Source organism: Ruegeria sp. ANG10, assembly GCF_040705255.1.
Taxonomy (GTDB): Bacteria; Pseudomonadota; Alphaproteobacteria; order Rhodobacterales; family Rhodobacteraceae; genus Ruegeria.
In genome coordinates, this window is sequence record NZ_JBFCVU010000001.1 from 352913 (window position 1) to 368870 (window position 15958).

At 55.7% G+C, this 15958-nt stretch carries 11 protein-coding genes and 1 pseudogene; 4 read left to right on the forward strand and 8 right to left on the reverse strand.

Annotation, left to right across the window (positions count from 1 at the left end):
• Positions 1-10: 10 nt before the first annotated feature.
• The 3 genes from AB1A64_RS01660 to AB1A64_RS01670 all read right to left on the reverse strand — a co-directional run bounded on the left by AB1A64_RS01660 (position 11) and on the right by AB1A64_RS01670 (position 4288).
• A complete protein-coding gene (locus AB1A64_RS01660; RefSeq protein ID WP_366549805.1) occupies positions 11-1327 on the reverse strand; it encodes an HlyD family type I secretion periplasmic adaptor subunit in 1317 nt (438 codons plus the stop codon).
• On the reverse strand, positions 1317-3041 hold the full coding sequence (locus tag AB1A64_RS01665) for a type I secretion system permease/ATPase (protein ID WP_366550245.1): 1725 nt from the start codon (positions 3039-3041) through the stop codon (positions 1317-1319). Before AB1A64_RS01665 ends, AB1A64_RS01660 begins: the two co-directional genes overlap by 11 nt.
• Before the next feature lie 329 nt (positions 3042-3370).
• On the reverse strand, positions 3371-4288 hold the full coding sequence (locus AB1A64_RS01670; protein ID WP_366549806.1) for a LysR family transcriptional regulator: 918 nt from the start codon (positions 4286-4288) through the stop codon (positions 3371-3373).
• A 103-nt stretch (positions 4289-4391) separates the two neighbouring features.
• Here AB1A64_RS01670 and AB1A64_RS01675 point away from each other — a divergent pair, with 103 nt between their 5' ends.
• From AB1A64_RS01675 to AB1A64_RS01690, 4 genes are all read left to right on the forward strand, one after another.
• Complete coding sequence (locus AB1A64_RS01675; protein ID WP_366549807.1) at positions 4392-5351, forward strand: tripartite tricarboxylate transporter substrate binding protein; 960 nt, start codon at positions 4392-4394, stop codon at positions 5349-5351.
• Between the two features lie 64 nt (positions 5352-5415).
• Positions 5416-5883, forward strand: coding sequence for a tripartite tricarboxylate transporter TctB family protein (locus AB1A64_RS01680; RefSeq protein ID WP_366549808.1), 468 nt, complete (start codon positions 5416-5418; stop codon positions 5881-5883).
• Between the two features lie 5 nt (positions 5884-5888).
• Positions 5889-7403: a tripartite tricarboxylate transporter permease gene (locus tag AB1A64_RS01685; RefSeq protein WP_366549809.1), complete on the forward strand. Its 1515-nt coding sequence runs from the start codon at positions 5889-5891 to the stop codon at positions 7401-7403.
• Positions 7396-8502: a lyase family protein gene (locus AB1A64_RS01690; protein WP_366549810.1), complete on the forward strand. Its 1107-nt coding sequence runs from the start codon at positions 7396-7398 to the stop codon at positions 8500-8502. Before AB1A64_RS01685 ends, AB1A64_RS01690 begins: the two co-directional genes overlap by 8 nt.
• A gap of 664 nt (positions 8503-9166) precedes the next feature.
• On the opposite strand, the gene AB1A64_RS01695 is transcribed toward AB1A64_RS01690, so the two are convergent.
• From AB1A64_RS01695 to AB1A64_RS01715, 5 genes and pseudogenes are all read right to left on the reverse strand, one after another.
• Positions 9167-9853, reverse strand: coding sequence for a cytochrome c (locus AB1A64_RS01695; protein WP_366549811.1), 687 nt, complete (start codon positions 9851-9853; stop codon positions 9167-9169).
• Positions 9840-11171, reverse strand: a complete 1332-nt coding sequence (gene soxC, locus AB1A64_RS01700; protein ID WP_366549812.1) for a sulfite dehydrogenase — start codon at positions 11169-11171, stop codon at positions 9840-9842. The genes AB1A64_RS01695 and soxC overlap by 14 nt, the downstream gene beginning before the upstream one ends.
• A 36-nt stretch (positions 11172-11207) precedes the next feature.
• Entirely contained in the window at positions 11208-12470 is a 1263-nt protein-coding gene (locus AB1A64_RS01705; protein WP_366549813.1) for a cytochrome c, read from the reverse strand.
• Between the two features lie 437 nt (positions 12471-12907).
• A pseudogene (locus tag AB1A64_RS01710) lies at positions 12908-12994 on the reverse strand (integrase); the annotation flags it as partial.
• A gap of 588 nt (positions 12995-13582) precedes the next feature.
• Complete coding sequence (locus AB1A64_RS01715; protein ID WP_366549814.1) at positions 13583-15955, reverse strand: transketolase; 2373 nt, start codon at positions 15953-15955, stop codon at positions 13583-13585.
• Positions 15956-15958: the final 3 nt, after the last annotated feature.

Here is a 15958-nt window from a genome sequence, read left to right on the forward strand (position 1 = left end):
CCGCAGCCCGTTATTCACGGAAAGCCCGGTTGAAATAGTCGGCCATGGGTTTGACCATATAGGACAAAGGGGTTCTTTCGTCGGTCTTGATCATGGTCTCCACCGGCATGCCCGGCAAAAGGGCCTGCCCGTTCAGCCGTTCGATCTGATTGTCTTCGGGGGCGACTTCGGCGCGGTAGAATGTCTGACCAGTTGCATCATCAGTGAACGTATCCGCCGAGACGGTGATGACCCGTCCGTCAATCTCGGGCGTCTCACGTTGATTAAATGCGGGGAACCGTAACGCCACTGGTTGCCCAATATGCAATTGATCTACGTGGATGGCATCAACGCGCGCTGCCACCAGCAAAGGCGTGTCTTGCGGTACAACATACATCATCGGCTCGGCGGGTTGGATCACCGATTGCAGGGCGAAAACTTGACTGCCATAGACCGTACCCCCAACGGGTGCGCGAATGTCCAACCTCGACAGCCGTTCTTCCAGAGAGAGACGTCGCTCAGCCAATTCAGCGATCTGCGTCTGAACGTCCCGCAGTTCGGTAATAGCCTCTTCCCGCCGCGTGGCCGTCAATTCGACAATCTCAATCTCGGTTGCTGATATCTGACCTTTCAAGCGAGCCACAGCAGCTTCAAGCCGACCAATTTCGCCCGTCAGGCTGGCCTCTTCCCGCTGCAGGGCGGACACTCGACTGGCCTGGGTCAATCCGCGTTGTAACAGGTCTTGTTGGTCCTTCAGCTCATTTTGAATCAATTCCACCTGACGACGCAGGGACACAAGCTGTGCTTCGGTTCCTTCGATTTCACTGTCGATCTGAACCCGCTGTTTGCCCAATTGTTGGGTCTGTTGGTCCAGTGTTTCCAGACGGGCCTCGAACAGGCGTTGCTGCCCGGCAATCAGTTCTGCATCTATATCGTCCTGCTTTTGAATCTCATCAAGCAGAGCTGCCAAGGCTGGGGCATCGCCACCGTCGCGTTCTGCCACCAATCGGGCTCTACGCGCCAACAGTTCGAAAAGCTGAGATTCAACGATGGTTCTCTCCGAAGACAAAAACGTATCATCTAAACGGACCAGCATATCTCCTTCAGCGACTTCGTCACCGTCACGCACGAAAATCTCGCCGACAACACCTCCATCGGGATGTTCCACCACCTGCCGGCTACTTTGAACCTCGATGGTTCCCTGCGATATGATCGCCCCGGCCAGTCGGGTCTGCACGGACCAGATGCCAAGCCCGCCAACCAAAATCAGCAAAGCCGCAAAACCGACCAAGGCTGGTATCGTGATGTGCCACACCGGGCGCGTGTCTTTACCCGTCTTATCCTGCATCTTTTTTCACCTGACTGAGGCCGCGTTTGATGGCGCCAGCGTTTTGTACCATTGCACCCAGCACCTCATCCCGAGTGCCGGATTTCACAACTTGCCCGTTTTCGACAACGGCCAGATCGTCACATTCCGAAATTGCCTGAGGGCGATGGGTCATGATGATGGTTGATTTCCCGGCCTCTTTAAGACCTCGAACAGCGGCGTTCAGCGCTTCGGTCCCATCAGCATCCAAGGCCGAGTTCGGCTCATCCAGAATCAACAAAACAGGGTTGCCGTAAAGGGCGCGGGCCAGTGCGATACGTTGCTTTTGCCCGCCCGACAATTGGCTGTCATTGCCTTCCAGAAACGTGTCATATCCTTTGCTCAATGACAGGATCAGATCATGCGCGTTGGCCATTTTTGCTGCGGCTACAACCGCGTCGGGGTCGGGATTTTCCGACATGCGGGCAATATTTTCTGCCACGGATCCGTTGAACAGAGTAACTTCCTGCGGCAGGTAACCAATATGCTGGCCCAGATCGTCGGGATCATATTGATCCAGTGTTGCACCACCCAACCGTATTTCCCCGGCGGCGGGTTGCCACAGGCCCAACAGGGCTTTGGCCAGCGTCGATTTCCCCGAGCCGCTTTTACCGATAACTCCAAGCGCTTTGCCTGGTTCTAGCCGCAACGCGACATTGCGCAGTGTCGGCTTGTCCGCACCCGGTGGAATGACAGTTAGGCTTTTTGCGGTCAGCCGGGCCTCGGGGACAGGCAGCTTGGTGCGGGGTTTTTCAGGTGGGGTCGCATCCAAAAACCGGTTAAGCGAACTCCAGGCCGTGCGGGCCCGTTCAACCATGCTCCATTGACCAACCGCCTGTTCCACGGGTGCCAACGCCCGACCCAACAAGATAGACCCGGCAATCATCGCCCCAGGCGTCAGTTCGTTACGCAGCACTAGCCAAGCGCCAAGCGCCAGCATGGCCGATTGCAGAAACAACCGCAGTGATTTGGTCAGTGAGGTAAAGCTGCCGGTCCAGTCACTGGCGGCTATGGTCTGACGCAGGGCATTGGTGCGCTGCCGCTGCCAGCGCTTGGTTATGTCCTCTTGCATGCCTTGGGACCGCACCACTTCGGCCGCTTGTCTTGCGTGTTCGGAAAAAGCGTTGGCCTGGGCTGAAGCCCTTTGTGCCGCGGCCACTTTGCGGTGGGTTAACCACTGGTTCAACAAGGCGATCAGGATAAGCAAGCTCCCGCCCGCCACGGCCAACCAGCCTAGCAGCGGGTGAAACAGGAAGATTGCTGCCAGAAAAATCGGTGTCCACGGGATATCCATTACTGCCAAAAGAACGGGCGAGGCACACAGGTTCTGAATCGACTCAAGATCGCGCAGCGCCGTGGCCGGAGCGGATCGCGCCTGCGGATACAGTGATCGGCGCAGGGTGGCATCGAACACACGTTCATCCAGTTCCGATTGGAAACGGGCACCGAACCTGGCCACGATCCGCCCGCGGGCATAGTCCAGCATCGCCATAAGGCCATATAGCAGGGCTACCAGCAAAAACAGTGCTGTCAGCGTTTCCACTGCGCGCGAGCCCAAGACCCGATCGTAAACCTGCAGCATGAACAAAGGCCCGGTTAGCATCAGAAGGTTTACGAAGATGCTGAACAGAAACGCCAAGGCCAGAAAAGTAATGCCCCGATTGCGCACATTTCGCAGCTCATGGCGGGGCGGCATTGTCATGCGGTTTTCAATATTCACGTACAGGGCCTTTGGTAACTGATTCTCTGCCGGACCAGAGTGGTGGCGATGAGCCGTATCTTAAACTATGGCACAACGGTGAAAATGCGAGAATTGGTGGATCGGCGGAAAGCTACTTGCAGTCAAGGCAAAGGACCGCTGGTGGGCGCGCATACGCTCATGCGGTTGCTATGCAGGGTTCAGTTGCTGTGCCAAAAAAGACCGGGCCAGCGGAAATTCCGCGGTAGTCGGGCCATAAAGTTACCGGTATGCATTGAACATATAAGACGATCCTCTGTTACCAATGCTCGACCACTGAGGTTGCTCTAAGTCGTGGGTTCAAGTGTTTCACTCCGCTGCGCCAACTCTTTGACAACATCGAACAAGGCTTTTTCGAATAACGGCAGAGTTTTGGATCCTGTTTCGGATATCGGATAGAGCAGCCCAAAGGTCATCCACCGCTCGGGGGCCACGGGAACAAGCGTAAGGTTTGCGGACGCGACCTGAGCGGCCACCAACTCATCTGCGATCGTGATACCCGCGCCCTCTGCCACCAGCGCGCAAGCAAGCTGCGAAGCGGCGACTTCGCAGGTTTGTCTGGGCGTCACACCGGCGGAACGAAAGAAATCGTCCAGCTGATCCCGCAACAGCAGACCATGCATCAGACGTATAACGGGTTCCCCGGCAAGATCGTCCGCCGTCAAATGACTTCGGGATGAAAGCGGATGGCCTGCGGGCAACACCGCCTGCGCTTTTACTCGGAATAGGGGTTTGGAGACGATGCCGGGATGATCGACGGGCAACGCCCCAATTCCAATATCGTATTCCCGCCCGGCCAGCCATTTTCCCGCCTCGCGTCTTGCCCGGACATCCAGGTTTACATTGGTGTTCGGGTTTTCTTGCATGAACCGTGCCACCGCGGGGGCGGACAGGGATTGTGCAATTCGGGGCATCGTCACAATGCGGAGTGTTTCGGTGCGCCCCGCTTTGATCTCGGCTGCGATACGCGGAACTTCGTCAAGATTGTCCAGAATCCTGCCGGCCTCTTTGTAAAAGGCCAACCCTTCCGGCGTCGGTGTCAGGTTGCGGCCACTGCGATCAAATAGTGTCAGCTTCAGTTCGGCCTCAAGCCCCGTAATTAACCGGCTGACCGCGGGCTGGCTGAGATGAAGTATCTCAGAGGCGGCAACAAGAGATCCTTCAGACAACGTAGCGCGAAACGCGCGCAAGGCCTTGATGTTCATCTTTTCACGCTTTCAATATTTGCAAGAGTAGATAACACATTTGCATTTTTTACAATTGAAGATATCGCGTAATTTGATCCCAAGTGAAATTGGGAGGTTACTCATGAAACGCAGAACTCTACTGAGTATTGCAATCGCGGCAGTTGCCGCCACCGCTACGGCCACTGCAGGATTTGCAGCAGATTGGCCGAAACGTCCGATCAACCTTGTTGTCCCCTACAAGGCGGGCGGTGGCACAGATGCCTATGCGCGTGCCATTTCGGCCGCTGCCGAAGGTATTCTGGACGTGCCTGTTGTTGTTGTGAACAAACCCGGTTCGGGTGGTCTGAACGGGGCCAACGCAGTCGTTGGCGCGCGTCCTGACGGGTACACTATGATGATGACATCGGGAGGATCGTTCCTGCTGTCGACCATGACCCGCGATACCGATATCGACGCATTGGAAAGTTTTGACTTCGTTGCACAGGTTGGCCAGTTGCAGACCTCGCTAATGGTTCCGGTCAATAGCCCGTTCCAATCCGTTCAGGACGTGATCGATGCTGCCAAGGCCAACCCCGGCCAATTGCGGTGGGCCCATTCGGGTCGCGGTGGTTTCCATCACGTTGGCGGTATGGGGTTTCTGGCCAATAGCGGTATCGAAGCACAGGATGTGCCGTTCAAAGGGGGCGGGCCGACCCGTGCCGCGCTGATCGGTGAACAGGCTGATTTTGGCTTCCTTGGTGTTCAGCAACTGGCAGGCTTTGAAGAGCAACTGCGCGCGCTGGCGGTCAACAGTCAGGACCGTGACGGCATTATGAATGAGGTGCCCTCTTTTGGGGAACTGGGCATTCCCTTTGCTGCAGTATCCTCGCCTGTAATCGTGTTTGCTCCGAAAGGGACACCTGCCGAGGTGGTCGCCGCGATGGAGGCCGCGCTTGAGCAGATCGCTGCCAAGCCCGAATTCGCCGAGCTTCTCGCCTCACGTGGGACCGGCCCGGTCTATCAAAGCGGTGCGGAGGCCAAGGCGGCGCTTTCGGCGATGAAAGAAGACGCCACCCCCTTGGTTCAAAGCCTGACCAACTAAAGCCCCTGGGCCGGGTGGATCATCCCCCGGCCTAATTCTAACGCGGAAAATAGAGAGGATCGTCATGCGTGCCTATGCAGAAGGTCTGGTGCTTGCCCTCATTTCGATTTTTGCCATCTGGGGCGCCTGGCAGGTGCCTGCGGCATCTCCGGGGGATACATGGGCCGGGATTGTGCCGTTCTCTGCCGCAGTTGCCCTGCTGTTTCTCTCGGGCCTGATGCTGGCGGGTGCAGCACGTCAGACGGCGGGTGGCGCGAGCCACGCACAAGATAATGGCGCGACCTTGCAGATCATTGGCTTGTTCATCATTGCGCTGATCTATCAACAATCCTTCCGCTGGTTCGGCTACTTACTGCCAACGGCCATTGTCGCACCGCTTGTCCTTTACTTTTTCGGGGTGCGCAGCCGAATAGGGCTGGCCGTGTCTGTCATCCTCTGCCCGCTGATCTTCCATTTCATCTTTTTTGTCCTGCTTGGTGTCTACCCCCCCTATGGCGAGGTTTTCGATCTGCTGAGCTGGATTCAGGGGTAACCGCCATGGAAATCTTTCCCGCACTTCTTTCGGTCATCACAGACCCCACGCTGCTGTTTGCAATTGTCCTTGCTGCTGTTGTTGGCATGATCGTGGGTGCCACGCCCGGCCTCACGGCATCGGCGGCGATTGCCATGCTGCTGCCCATTACCTTTTACATGTCGCCGATTTTTGCGCTCGCCTTTCTGTATGTGATCGGAAAATCCGGGCGCTATGGCGGGTCGATTGCGGCGATCTTGTTCAACACGCCCGGTACTGCGGCCAGCGCGGCGACCCAGATTGACGGCTATCCGCTGGCACGCGCCGGCAAGGCGGGCAAAGCGATGAAGGTGGCCACGATCTCATCCATCATCGGGGATTTGATGGGGGACATTCTGTTGGTCATCGGCGTCGGTTTCATTGCGGCCATTGCCTTGAAACTGGGACCGCCGGAAACCTTCGCCGTCTATTTTGCAGCCTTCGTTGTGATCGGATCGGTTATCGGAAATTCCATCGTCAAAGGGTTGGCGTCGGCGCTGATGGGCATCCTGATTGCAATGGTCGGACTGGACCCGATCTCAAGCGAAGAACGCTATACATTCGGCTCATTCGAGCTGTCCAACGGAATTGGTCTTGTGCCTCTGATGATCGGCGTATTCGTTCTGGGTGAGGTCTTTGCACAGCTTGAAACCCGGCGCAAAGCCACCGGTGACACCAAAGAGAACGAAAGCACGGTAGACGGAAACGCTCTGACCTGGGAGGAATACAAACCCTGCCTGCCGCACGCTTTCCGAGGCGGGTTCATTGGTGCGGGCATCGGCGTTCTGCCTGGTCTGGGTTCAGCCATTGCCGCGTTCATCTCATACGGTGAAGGCAAGCGCCGCGCCAAAAACCCCGAGATGTGGGGCAAGGGCGCGCTGGAAGGCGTAGCCGCGCCCGAGGCCGCCAATAACGCGGTTTCCGGCCCCTCAATGGCACCTCTGCTGACGCTTGGCATTCCGGGTTCGACCATCGGTGCGATCCTGCTGGGTGTATTCCTGATCCACGGCATTCAGGTTGGCCCGACCCTGTTCCTCACGGATAAGGAACTGGTCTATAAACTGTTCGCCTGTGGAATGCTTGGCATCCTCGCCTATGGTCTGATCGGCTATTTTGGGGCTACGCAAGTTGCCCGGCTGATCCTGAAGATTCCGACCAATGTTCTTTATCCGCTGATCTTTCTGACCTCGTTTGTTGCAGCCTATTCCGCACGTGGGTCGATGTTTGACGTCACAGTTATGACAGTTGCAGGTTTCGCCGGTTGGCTGATGCGTAAATTTGACTTCAATGTTGCCGCATTCGTCATCTCTTTTGTGTTGGCCAAGGGCGCGGAAGAAACCTTTCGCCAGTCGTTGCTGATGTCCGAAGGCGGGGCGCTGGTCTTTGTGGAACGCCCCATCGCGCTTGCGTTCCTGCTGGTCGGGCTTGCGGCGATGGCGTTCCGAATTCGCGGTATCGTCAAGGAACGCCGGATCGCACAAGGAGGGCTAGGAGATGCTTGATTATGGTATCTACCGGGATTGTTTTTCCAGCGCCGATATGCGGTCCATCTGGTCGGAACATACAGTCATCTCGGCCTGGTTACGCGTGGAGCAGGTGCTTGCCGAGCATCAGGCAATGGCCGGCCTGATCCCGACCGAGGCGGCGAAGGCAATAAACTCCCTGTCAATTTGCGATCTCAATAAATCCGAACTGCAAGAGGACATGATGCTTGTCGGTCGTCCGATTGTTGGATTGGTCAAACAGATGCGCATCCTCCTTCCGGAATACGCCGCCTATGTGCATTTCCGTGCAACCACCCAGGACGTTATGGATACTGCGATGGCCTTGCAGATGAAGCTGGGGCTAGAGTTTGTTCAAGACGCTCTGGATGGCGTTTTCGTGGCCATTGATCATCATATTTCTTCTCATCCCGACACAATGATGATGGGTCGCACAAACGGGCAATTCGCAGTGCCGATGCAACTGGCCACAAAGTTTTTGGTTTGGCGTTCGGAACTTGAACGCCGTTCACAGGCGCTGAAAGATGCGTCAGGACGTGGGTTAAATGTCCAGATTGGTGGACCTGTTGGCGATTTGCGTGGCTATGAAAACGGGACCGGTCAGCGCATCAAACAAGGTATCGCCGCATCTCTTGGACTGAATGTGGTCGAGCCTCATTGGCAGAATGCGCGGGACGGGGTGGCTGATATCATCACTGCCCTAGGTGCGTTGTGCGGGGCGCTTTGTAAAATTGCCCATAACGTCAATCAGCTGTCCTCGTCTGACATCGGAGAATTTCTTGAGGTTCAGGAACCTGGTCAAGGTGCGTCTTCTGCAATGGCCCACAAACGAAACCAACGTGCATCGGAATTCGGCGAAGCCGTTGCCCGCCTTGGGCGCCAACGCGCCGAGCAAATAGGCGAACTGACCCTGCATGAACACGAACGATCCGGTGGCGTGTGGGTTGCTGAATGGGTGACGGTGCCCGAGACGTTTCTTCTGACCTCGGGCGCATTGCAGTGGTCGGAACGGATGTTGAAAAATCTGGTTTTCGATACGGGCGCGATGCGCAGATCGCTTTCGGCCAAATTACTTACCGAACAACAGACGCATCATTGATTGAGACGCTTGCACCGTTTAGATCTGTTTTTCTGTTAGTGTGAAGTGCAGAGAATTCATGCGTTTCCGGAAAGACTAACTCATTGTGGATATAGACAATTCTTTTAGTTTCTTTTACGAACGTGCCCTCACCACCAAGATAAGTTGTCTTTTGTGGCCCAGCTCAGGATAGTGATCCGCAATTCTTGACAAGCCAACTACAATGCAGCCGTTCAATTGTTGGAAACTTTTTGGCTGCACTGCGGACAAAACGGCCATTGGCCGTGATACATTCGATGACCGCTGTGCAAAACGTTCATTGTGGCACATTGCCGCGAGCCTCTAGATTCTGATGCGGCAGGGCTGAAGTAAAAGAAGACCCGGCACAACAACCGGGTCCAATTTGTGTCGGCCTACGTCACATCAGGAAGCCTTCTAGGTGATTTTCGACAGCTCATACTACGCGGGCTGCTTCGAATGTTCGCCTTGTTCATCCTATTCTGGATTGCCCAGAGAAGCCCTGCGGCAGCGGACAAAAGCACCGGGTACAAAAGAGCAGCGTCGTGCTGTGCCAGCAATATACTGACAGAGCACACCGCAACCAACGCCACCAGTTTCACAAGCGGGTTGTGCGCGGGCCAACCTCCAGAGCGTCAATAGTCTGGTAAAAACCCTCTGCCGACCACTATCGAACCATGCAATCCGTTACAGGAACTGGTATGCCATAGTCCTCGCCAGATCCGATCAATTCGCCAGCATCGCCAGGTACCGAACAATTTGACATGCATCGGGGGGCGTACACATCTGGGCGTGCGTCGCAAATGAATCCATCGACGTTGGGCATTGTCACCTGCATCAGACTGTCTCGATCCAGGTTTGCTCCGGCAGGTAGGATGTCGTTCAACACCAGGATATGCGCGGTGACGGCATAGACTTCGTCATTGCTTAGTGAATGGGCCGTTGCAAAGGGCATGGCACGGCGAACGTAATCAAAGAAAGTCGTGGCATACGGCCAGTAGCTGCCCACTGTTTGCGCAGGCTGTTGTTCGGTATCGGTCAAAGGCGGCGTCGACCCGACAAGGGTGGGAAATGCTCCGCGATCCAGCAGAACCTTCACCCCAACGCCTTTTTCGCCATGGCAGGCCGAGCATTTGTCCCTATAAATTTGCTGACCCTCTTCAGCATTGCCCGTTCCATCGGGAAGCCCGGTTCCATCGGGGAAAACGTTAAGGGACCAAACCTCCAGATCGGCGTCGGAGATTGTCTGCCCAAGACACAAGGGGCGATCACCGCAGTCGGCAGTCTGTGCAACGGCAGACCCAGAGGCTGTTAGCAATAGAACGGCAAAGAAAACCAGGTTAGCCCTGCGCATTATACACCTCGCCATTGCTTTCGATCCGCCACGTCTGAATGCCGTTGTTGTGGTAGGATGAAAACTTGCCGCGTGCTTCGACGAGTTGCTGAACGAAAGGCTGCGTATAGCCGGTTTCGTCAGTGGCACGGCTCATCAACAGCGTCTCACGCCCGTCCCATTTCCAAGGCATGGTGAATTCGGTCAGGCATTTTGACATCACCGGCTCTGTCAGTTGCGCCGGGGTCCAATTGCGCCCGCCATCCAGTGACACATCCACATGTGAAATCTTCCCGCGCCCAGACCAAGCGATGCCTCGGATCTGGTAGAACCCTTTTTCCGGCAGGGACTGACCGCCCGACGGGAAGGTGATGATCGATTTGGCCTCCATCACCAGCGAGGATATCCTCGCTTTGCCGGACTTTTGCAGATCGGTGTATTGAGCGGTTTCGAAGGTGGCAAACAGGGGTTGGTCCGTCACCTCAATCCGCTGCACCCATTTGATGTTCAGATTGCCTTCGCACCCCGGAACCAGAAGCCGTACCGGATACCCCTGTTCCGGGCGCAGCATTTCACCGTTTTGTGCAAAGGCGAGGATGCAATCGTCCAGCGCCCGAGCCATCGGCAAGCTGCGCGCTAACGCGCCGGAATCTGCGCCTTCGACGATCAGCCACTTGGCCCTTTCAGTATCAGCCCCTGCCTCACGCAAAAGGTCGGACAGTCGAACGCCAGTCCATTCCGCACAGCTGAGCAGGCCGTGAATATCCTGTGCGGTCAAATATGGAGACGTTTCCTGCCCGCCATAGGTTGCTTTGCCCCAGATCAGATCGCTGTTACCCGAGCATTCGAGAAATCTGAACGTGGTGACGGTGGGAAAGCGGCGCAGATCCTCCATGCTGAGTTCAAGATTGCGGTCGACAAGCCCGTGAATGACCACTTTGTGCTTGGCCGGGTCCATGTCTGCATAGCCGCCGTGGGATCGTTCATAGAACAGCCCGTTGGGGGTGATGATCCCGCGCAAATCCTGAAGCGGCGTGCCGGTCCAAGAGGATTCGTTCATGGGCGGAACGTAACCCTTTGGTGCATACTCGGACGGTGTCGGGCGACGGATCACCGTCCTTTCGAACGAGGACGGGTGGCCATAGGGATTTGTACCGACCGGATCACCCAACTCGGTCGCCCAGGGGCGTTGCAAAGGACCCGCCGCTGCCCCTTCGGCTCCAAGACCGGCGACCAAAGTGGCCGCCGTGCCGGTGGCCACACCGACACCGCCCGTCAGCATGCTGCGCCGTGTGACGTTGGTATAGCTTTTGGCCTGCTTGTCTTGATCATCACTCATGTCAAATACCACTTTTCCCTTCTGGGCCGGTGCCACCTATTTCAAAATTGCCTCAATGTCGGTCTCGGTAAATTTGGGCAGGTCTGGTGTTCCAGCCGCAAAAGTGTGCCGTAGGAAATTGGCCAACTCCGCGATTTGCGTCGGTGTCATACGATCCTTGAAGGCAGGCATCGGGCTGGAGTTGGGAACAGATCTGGGATCGGGAAAACCGTTAGCGATTGCGTAAAGCATGTTGCGGCCCCCAAGCTGCGCGAGCGTAGAGTTGCCTGCCAATGGCGGTGCCCCATCTTTCACGCCCTTGCCGCGCGGGCCATGGCACATCGAACAATTGTTCAAATACAAGGCCCGCCCCTCGGGAAATGAAGCTGCAGTCTCGCCCCCAGCATCGGCCGAAGCGACGTTGTCGTTGACCCTTGGGGCTGATGGCAGATCCAGAAGATAGGTTGCCATCGCGATCCGATCTTCATCGGTCAACTGCGACAATGAATTCTCCACCACCAGATACATTTCCTTGAATGCGGTCCCTTTGGGTCCTTTACCCGTTTTGAAGAATTCGGTCAGATATTCAGCAGTCCAGCCGCGCTGTTTCAGAGCCTTGGGCCGAATATCGGGTGCTTCATAGTCTGCAAGCGGTGCCCCAGCCAACGCCCGGCTATGCTCGGCGGCGCCAAAGGTGTTATGTGGCGTGTGGCAGGCACCGCAATGGCCCAGTCCTTCGACCAGATAGGCACCACGGTTCCAAACCGCATCTCGGGACGTGTCCGGTTCGTAAACGCCCCGTTTCGCAAAGAGTACATTCCAAAAAAGCACAAGCTGCCGAATATTAAAGGGAAAGCTCAATTCGTTTTTTGGAACGCTTTTGCCGACTGGCGTCTGGGTCATCAAATAGGCAAGCATCGCATCGGAATCTTGGCGCGTCACCAAGTGGTATGATGGATAGGGCATTGCAGGATAGAGCGGCTGAAAAGTCTTGTAAGAGCCATAAGCGAGGACTTGGTAGAATTCGGCTGAGCTTATGCCTTTGATGCCCTCATCCGACGGGGTGATGTTGGCGGAATAAATGCCACCGAACGGGGTATCAAGTTTAAGTCCGCCTGCGAACGCAGCTCCGCCCTCGGTGGTGTGGCAAGACGTGCAATCTCCGGCAGCGGTTAAATATTCCCCCCGTGCGATGGTTTCAGCATCGGTTGCAATCGGGTGGTTCTCGACACTGGGGACGGCCCACAACCAGAAGAAAAGAACGATCAATGCCACTGCGCAGATGACAATTCCAAGAAAAGCTTTGAACAAATGCGCCATAGGTGCTTCCCGACCAATCAATTCGATCTCGTGGGTACTAGAACGATGCTAAAGCATTACCACATCTACACATATCTGTCTCGGTGCCTGGTTCAATTGACCTTCGGTCGGTCGTTCAGATTTGGATTTGGACGTGTCTGAGCCCTGTATTTCAACTCATACGTGACTGAGTTTTCGGGCGGCAGCGGGTGTATTTTGAAGGCCCAGAATGGGCGTCTTTGGTTACATTGTCTCGATTAAAGGTCCTCAAAAAATACAACAGCTTTTAAAGGATAGGCAAAACCGCTGCGAAGGATGAGTGGCGGGAAATAAAGTAGCGCGCGCTACCTTTTCGTGGAGGGCGCAGCGAACGGCAGTAATGCGAGATGCAACCGCAGCACTCGAACATCGCGCTCAAGGTCGACTTTGGGCTGTCCGACTAAGGAGGCCCAGAAGTGTTAGATTTCTATGGCTTCGGCAATGACCAAGGCATCCTCAAGATCCACGCCAAGGTATCTGACTGTGCCTTCCATTTTGGTGTGGCCGCGTGAGTGCCGTCAATCGATTATCAAAAAACTAGGAGCGGCGGCCTCTTGTTGCAGGGCACTAGTTCCAAACACGTGCTGCAGAGAGCTGCACGGCAAGAACCTTGTTTTGCGCACCGCTGCTGATGAGAATAAGCGATGTTGTACCCGCAGCGAATGGCAGGTTCGACGGGCCGCATTGCAGCATATTGTGGCATGGCTGAATGCCGCGTTAGGAGCCGTTCGTTCAAAATTAAGGCTTGAACAGGCAACACTTCAGGCAACCGGGGGCAACTTTAGTTGGCGAAAAGGTAAGTTAATTGGTCAAAAGGCAAAATATCTCTGCATTTGACAGTTAGGTGATATTGTTCGGAGTGAGAGGATTCGAACCTCCGACCCCGGCCTCCCCAAGACCGGTGCAGAGGGCCAAGTTATTGATTTTTAGTCAAAGGAGCCCTGTTTTCCAGGCGTTATCGCCAATCAAACCAGCCAAGTTTAGGTTCGGCAAGTTCATTGAACCTCAGAGCACTGTCTACATGGTCCGCTAGTTATCGTGGTGTATGTTCAGTGCTAGTTTGTTCTCTACATTATTGCCCAGATCCAGCCCACTTATGCACGGTGAAGAGCTTTGCCATTAGTCAGGCCGTTCACTTTCTCCAAGATTGCTTCTGCGTCAATGCAGTGGTGGCGATATAGATCGCCGATTGTTCCGGTCTGACCAAAATGCTCGACACCCATTGGGATAGTCTGATGTCCAAGCACTGCCCCGAGCCAGGATAGAGTTGCAGGATGACCATCGATAACGGTGACGAGCTTGCAGTGTGGCGGAAGGTCGGACATCAGGGTTTCGATGTGGGAGCGCGCCGCTTGGTTGCCGCGAGAACGCGCTCGTTGAGCGGCGGTCCATCCGGCATTCAGGCGATCTGCGGATGTCACGGCCAATACACCTATGTCGCGACGGCCTTCACCAATCATACCGGCAGCCTTGATTGCCTCCGGCGCGACTGCTCCTTGATAGGCGACTACAACTTCGCAATTGGGCCCGGGTTTTCGCAACCAATAGGCCCCATCAATGGCACCTTGGCGGAACTCGTCGTCGACACGTTTGCCGGGCTGTTCAATCGGGTTGGTGGTCAGGCGCAGGTAAACAGAACCTCCAGTTTCATCGCGCAGCCATGTGCGCTCGTCGGGCTGTCCTTCGCCATCGCGCTGCAGGTAGTCGAAGGCCCATTCCATAATCACCGCCAGCTCGTCGGCAAAGGCGGGTTCAAAAGCGGCCAAACCGTCTTGGCTCATACCGATGAGCGGTGTTCCAACGGATTGGTGTGCTCCACCTTCGGGGGCGAGTGTGACGCCCGAAGGTGTGCCAACCAGCATGAAACGCGCGTCCTGATAACAGGCGTAATTCAGCGCATCGAGGCCGCGGCTGACAAATGGATCATAGACGGTGCCAATTGGGATTAGCCGCTTACCGAACAGGGAATGCGACAGTCCCGCTGCTCCCAGAAGCAACATGAGGTTCATTTCGGCGATACCAAGCTCGATATGCTGCCCTTCCGGAGTGAATTCCCATTTCGCCGTCGAAGGGATTCGGTGTTCTATAAAGGCGTCGGATTGTTCGGATCGGGCAAATAGCTTGCGCCTGTTCACCCAAGGACCAAGGTTTGTCGTGCCTGTCACATCTGGGGAGGTTGTCACTATGCGTTCAGCCAATGGGCTGTCGCCCTTTGATAGATTGTCAAGAATCTTGCCAAACGCCATCTGTGTCGAGATTTCGCGACTGGTGTCGATCCCGATTGTCGGCACATCCAGCTTGTCATCAAAATAGCGGCGCGGACCTTTGGCAAAGAACGGGGTGCTGGCCAGAAAACTCTTGAGCGCGTCTGGGTCTTGCACCGTCGCAAGTGGCTCCCATTCTTCGCCTTCTGGCACACCCATATGCGACTGCCACACGGCGAACTGGCTATTGTTCATCAGCCCGCCGTGATTGTCCTTGTGGCCTGCAATGGGTGTGCCCCATCCTTTGACGGTGTAGGCCAGGAAGCATGTCGGGCGATCATGATCGATGGCGGCAAATGTCTGGGCCATGGTCTCGACGCAGTTGCCGCCGAGGTTCTCCATAAGGGCTGCAAGCTCTGCATCCGTCCGCCTTTCAATCAAGGCAGTCACATCCCCCTGATCCCCCAGATCGTCCATGAGACGCTGTCGCCAATTCGCACCGCCCATAAAAGTCAACGCCGAGTAGTCCTGGTTGGGGCAAGCGTCGATCCAATTACGCAGGCGGTTGCCGCCGGGCTCTTCAAAGGCCGCGCGTTGAAGAACTCCGTATTTTACGCGGACGACATCCCAACTGAATGCATCGAAGATTTTTTCAATCCGTTCGAACAGTCCTTCCCGGACGATACCGTCCAGCGACTGTCGGTTGTAATCGATGATCCACCACGTGTTGCGCAAGTCGTTTTTCCAGCCTTCCTGCAACGCCTCATAAATGTTGCCTTCATCCAGCTCGGCATCGCCTACCAGGGCCACCATACGACCGATTGGCGCGTCTGAACCCCAGCTTTTGGCCTTGATGTAGTCTTGAATGATCGAGGCAAACGAGGTGATCGCGACACCCAGACCCACCGACCCGGTCGAGAAATCAACATCGTCAATATCCTTGGTCCGGCTGGGATAACTTTGCACACCCCCGAATCCGCGGAAATTCTCCATCTTCTCGCGCGTTTGATTGCCCATGAGATACTGCATCGCGTGATAAACTGGCGAGGCATGGGGTTTGACCGCAACCCGGTCTTCTGAACGCAGGGCCGAGAAATAGAGCGCGGTCATGATCGATACCATCGAAGCAGACGAAGCCTGATGGCCACCGATTTTGATCCCATCCACTTTTGGTCGGACATGGTTGGCATGGTGGATCATCCAATGAGACAACCACAGCAGGCGCTGTTCGACGATCTTCAGTTGGGTGGGATCAATGTGCATGGT

Bases quoted from the DNA above. Each gene is read 5' to 3' on its own strand.
- AB1A64_RS01675 (WP_366549807.1), top strand. From the start codon at position 4,392: ATGAAACGCAGAACTCTACTGAGTATTGCAATCGCGGCAGTTGCCGCC.
- AB1A64_RS01665 (WP_366550245.1), bottom strand. From the start codon at position 3,041: ATGCCGCCCCGCCATGAGCTGCGAAATGTGCGCAATCGGGGCATTACT.
- AB1A64_RS01705 (WP_366549813.1), bottom strand. From the start codon at position 12,470: ATGGCGCATTTGTTCAAAGCTTTTCTTGGAATTGTCATCTGCGCAGTG.
- soxC (WP_366549812.1), bottom strand. From the start codon at position 11,171: ATGAGTGATGATCAAGACAAGCAGGCCAAAAGCTATACCAACGTCACA.
- AB1A64_RS01660 (WP_366549805.1), bottom strand. From the start codon at position 1,327: ATGCAGGATAAGACGGGTAAAGACACGCGCCCGGTGTGGCACATCACG.
- AB1A64_RS01685 (WP_366549809.1), top strand. From the start codon at position 5,889: ATGGAAATCTTTCCCGCACTTCTTTCGGTCATCACAGACCCCACGCTG.
- AB1A64_RS01695 (WP_366549811.1), bottom strand. From the start codon at position 9,853: ATGCGCAGGGCTAACCTGGTTTTCTTTGCCGTTCTATTGCTAACAGCC.
- AB1A64_RS01715 (WP_366549814.1), bottom strand. From the start codon at position 15,955: ATGCACATTGATCCCACCCAACTGAAGATCGTCGAACAGCGCCTGCTG.
- AB1A64_RS01670 (WP_366549806.1), bottom strand. From the start codon at position 4,288: ATGAACATCAAGGCCTTGCGCGCGTTTCGCGCTACGTTGTCTGAAGGA.
- AB1A64_RS01680 (WP_366549808.1), top strand. From the start codon at position 5,416: ATGCGTGCCTATGCAGAAGGTCTGGTGCTTGCCCTCATTTCGATTTTT.
- AB1A64_RS01690 (WP_366549810.1), top strand. From the start codon at position 7,396: ATGCTTGATTATGGTATCTACCGGGATTGTTTTTCCAGCGCCGATATG.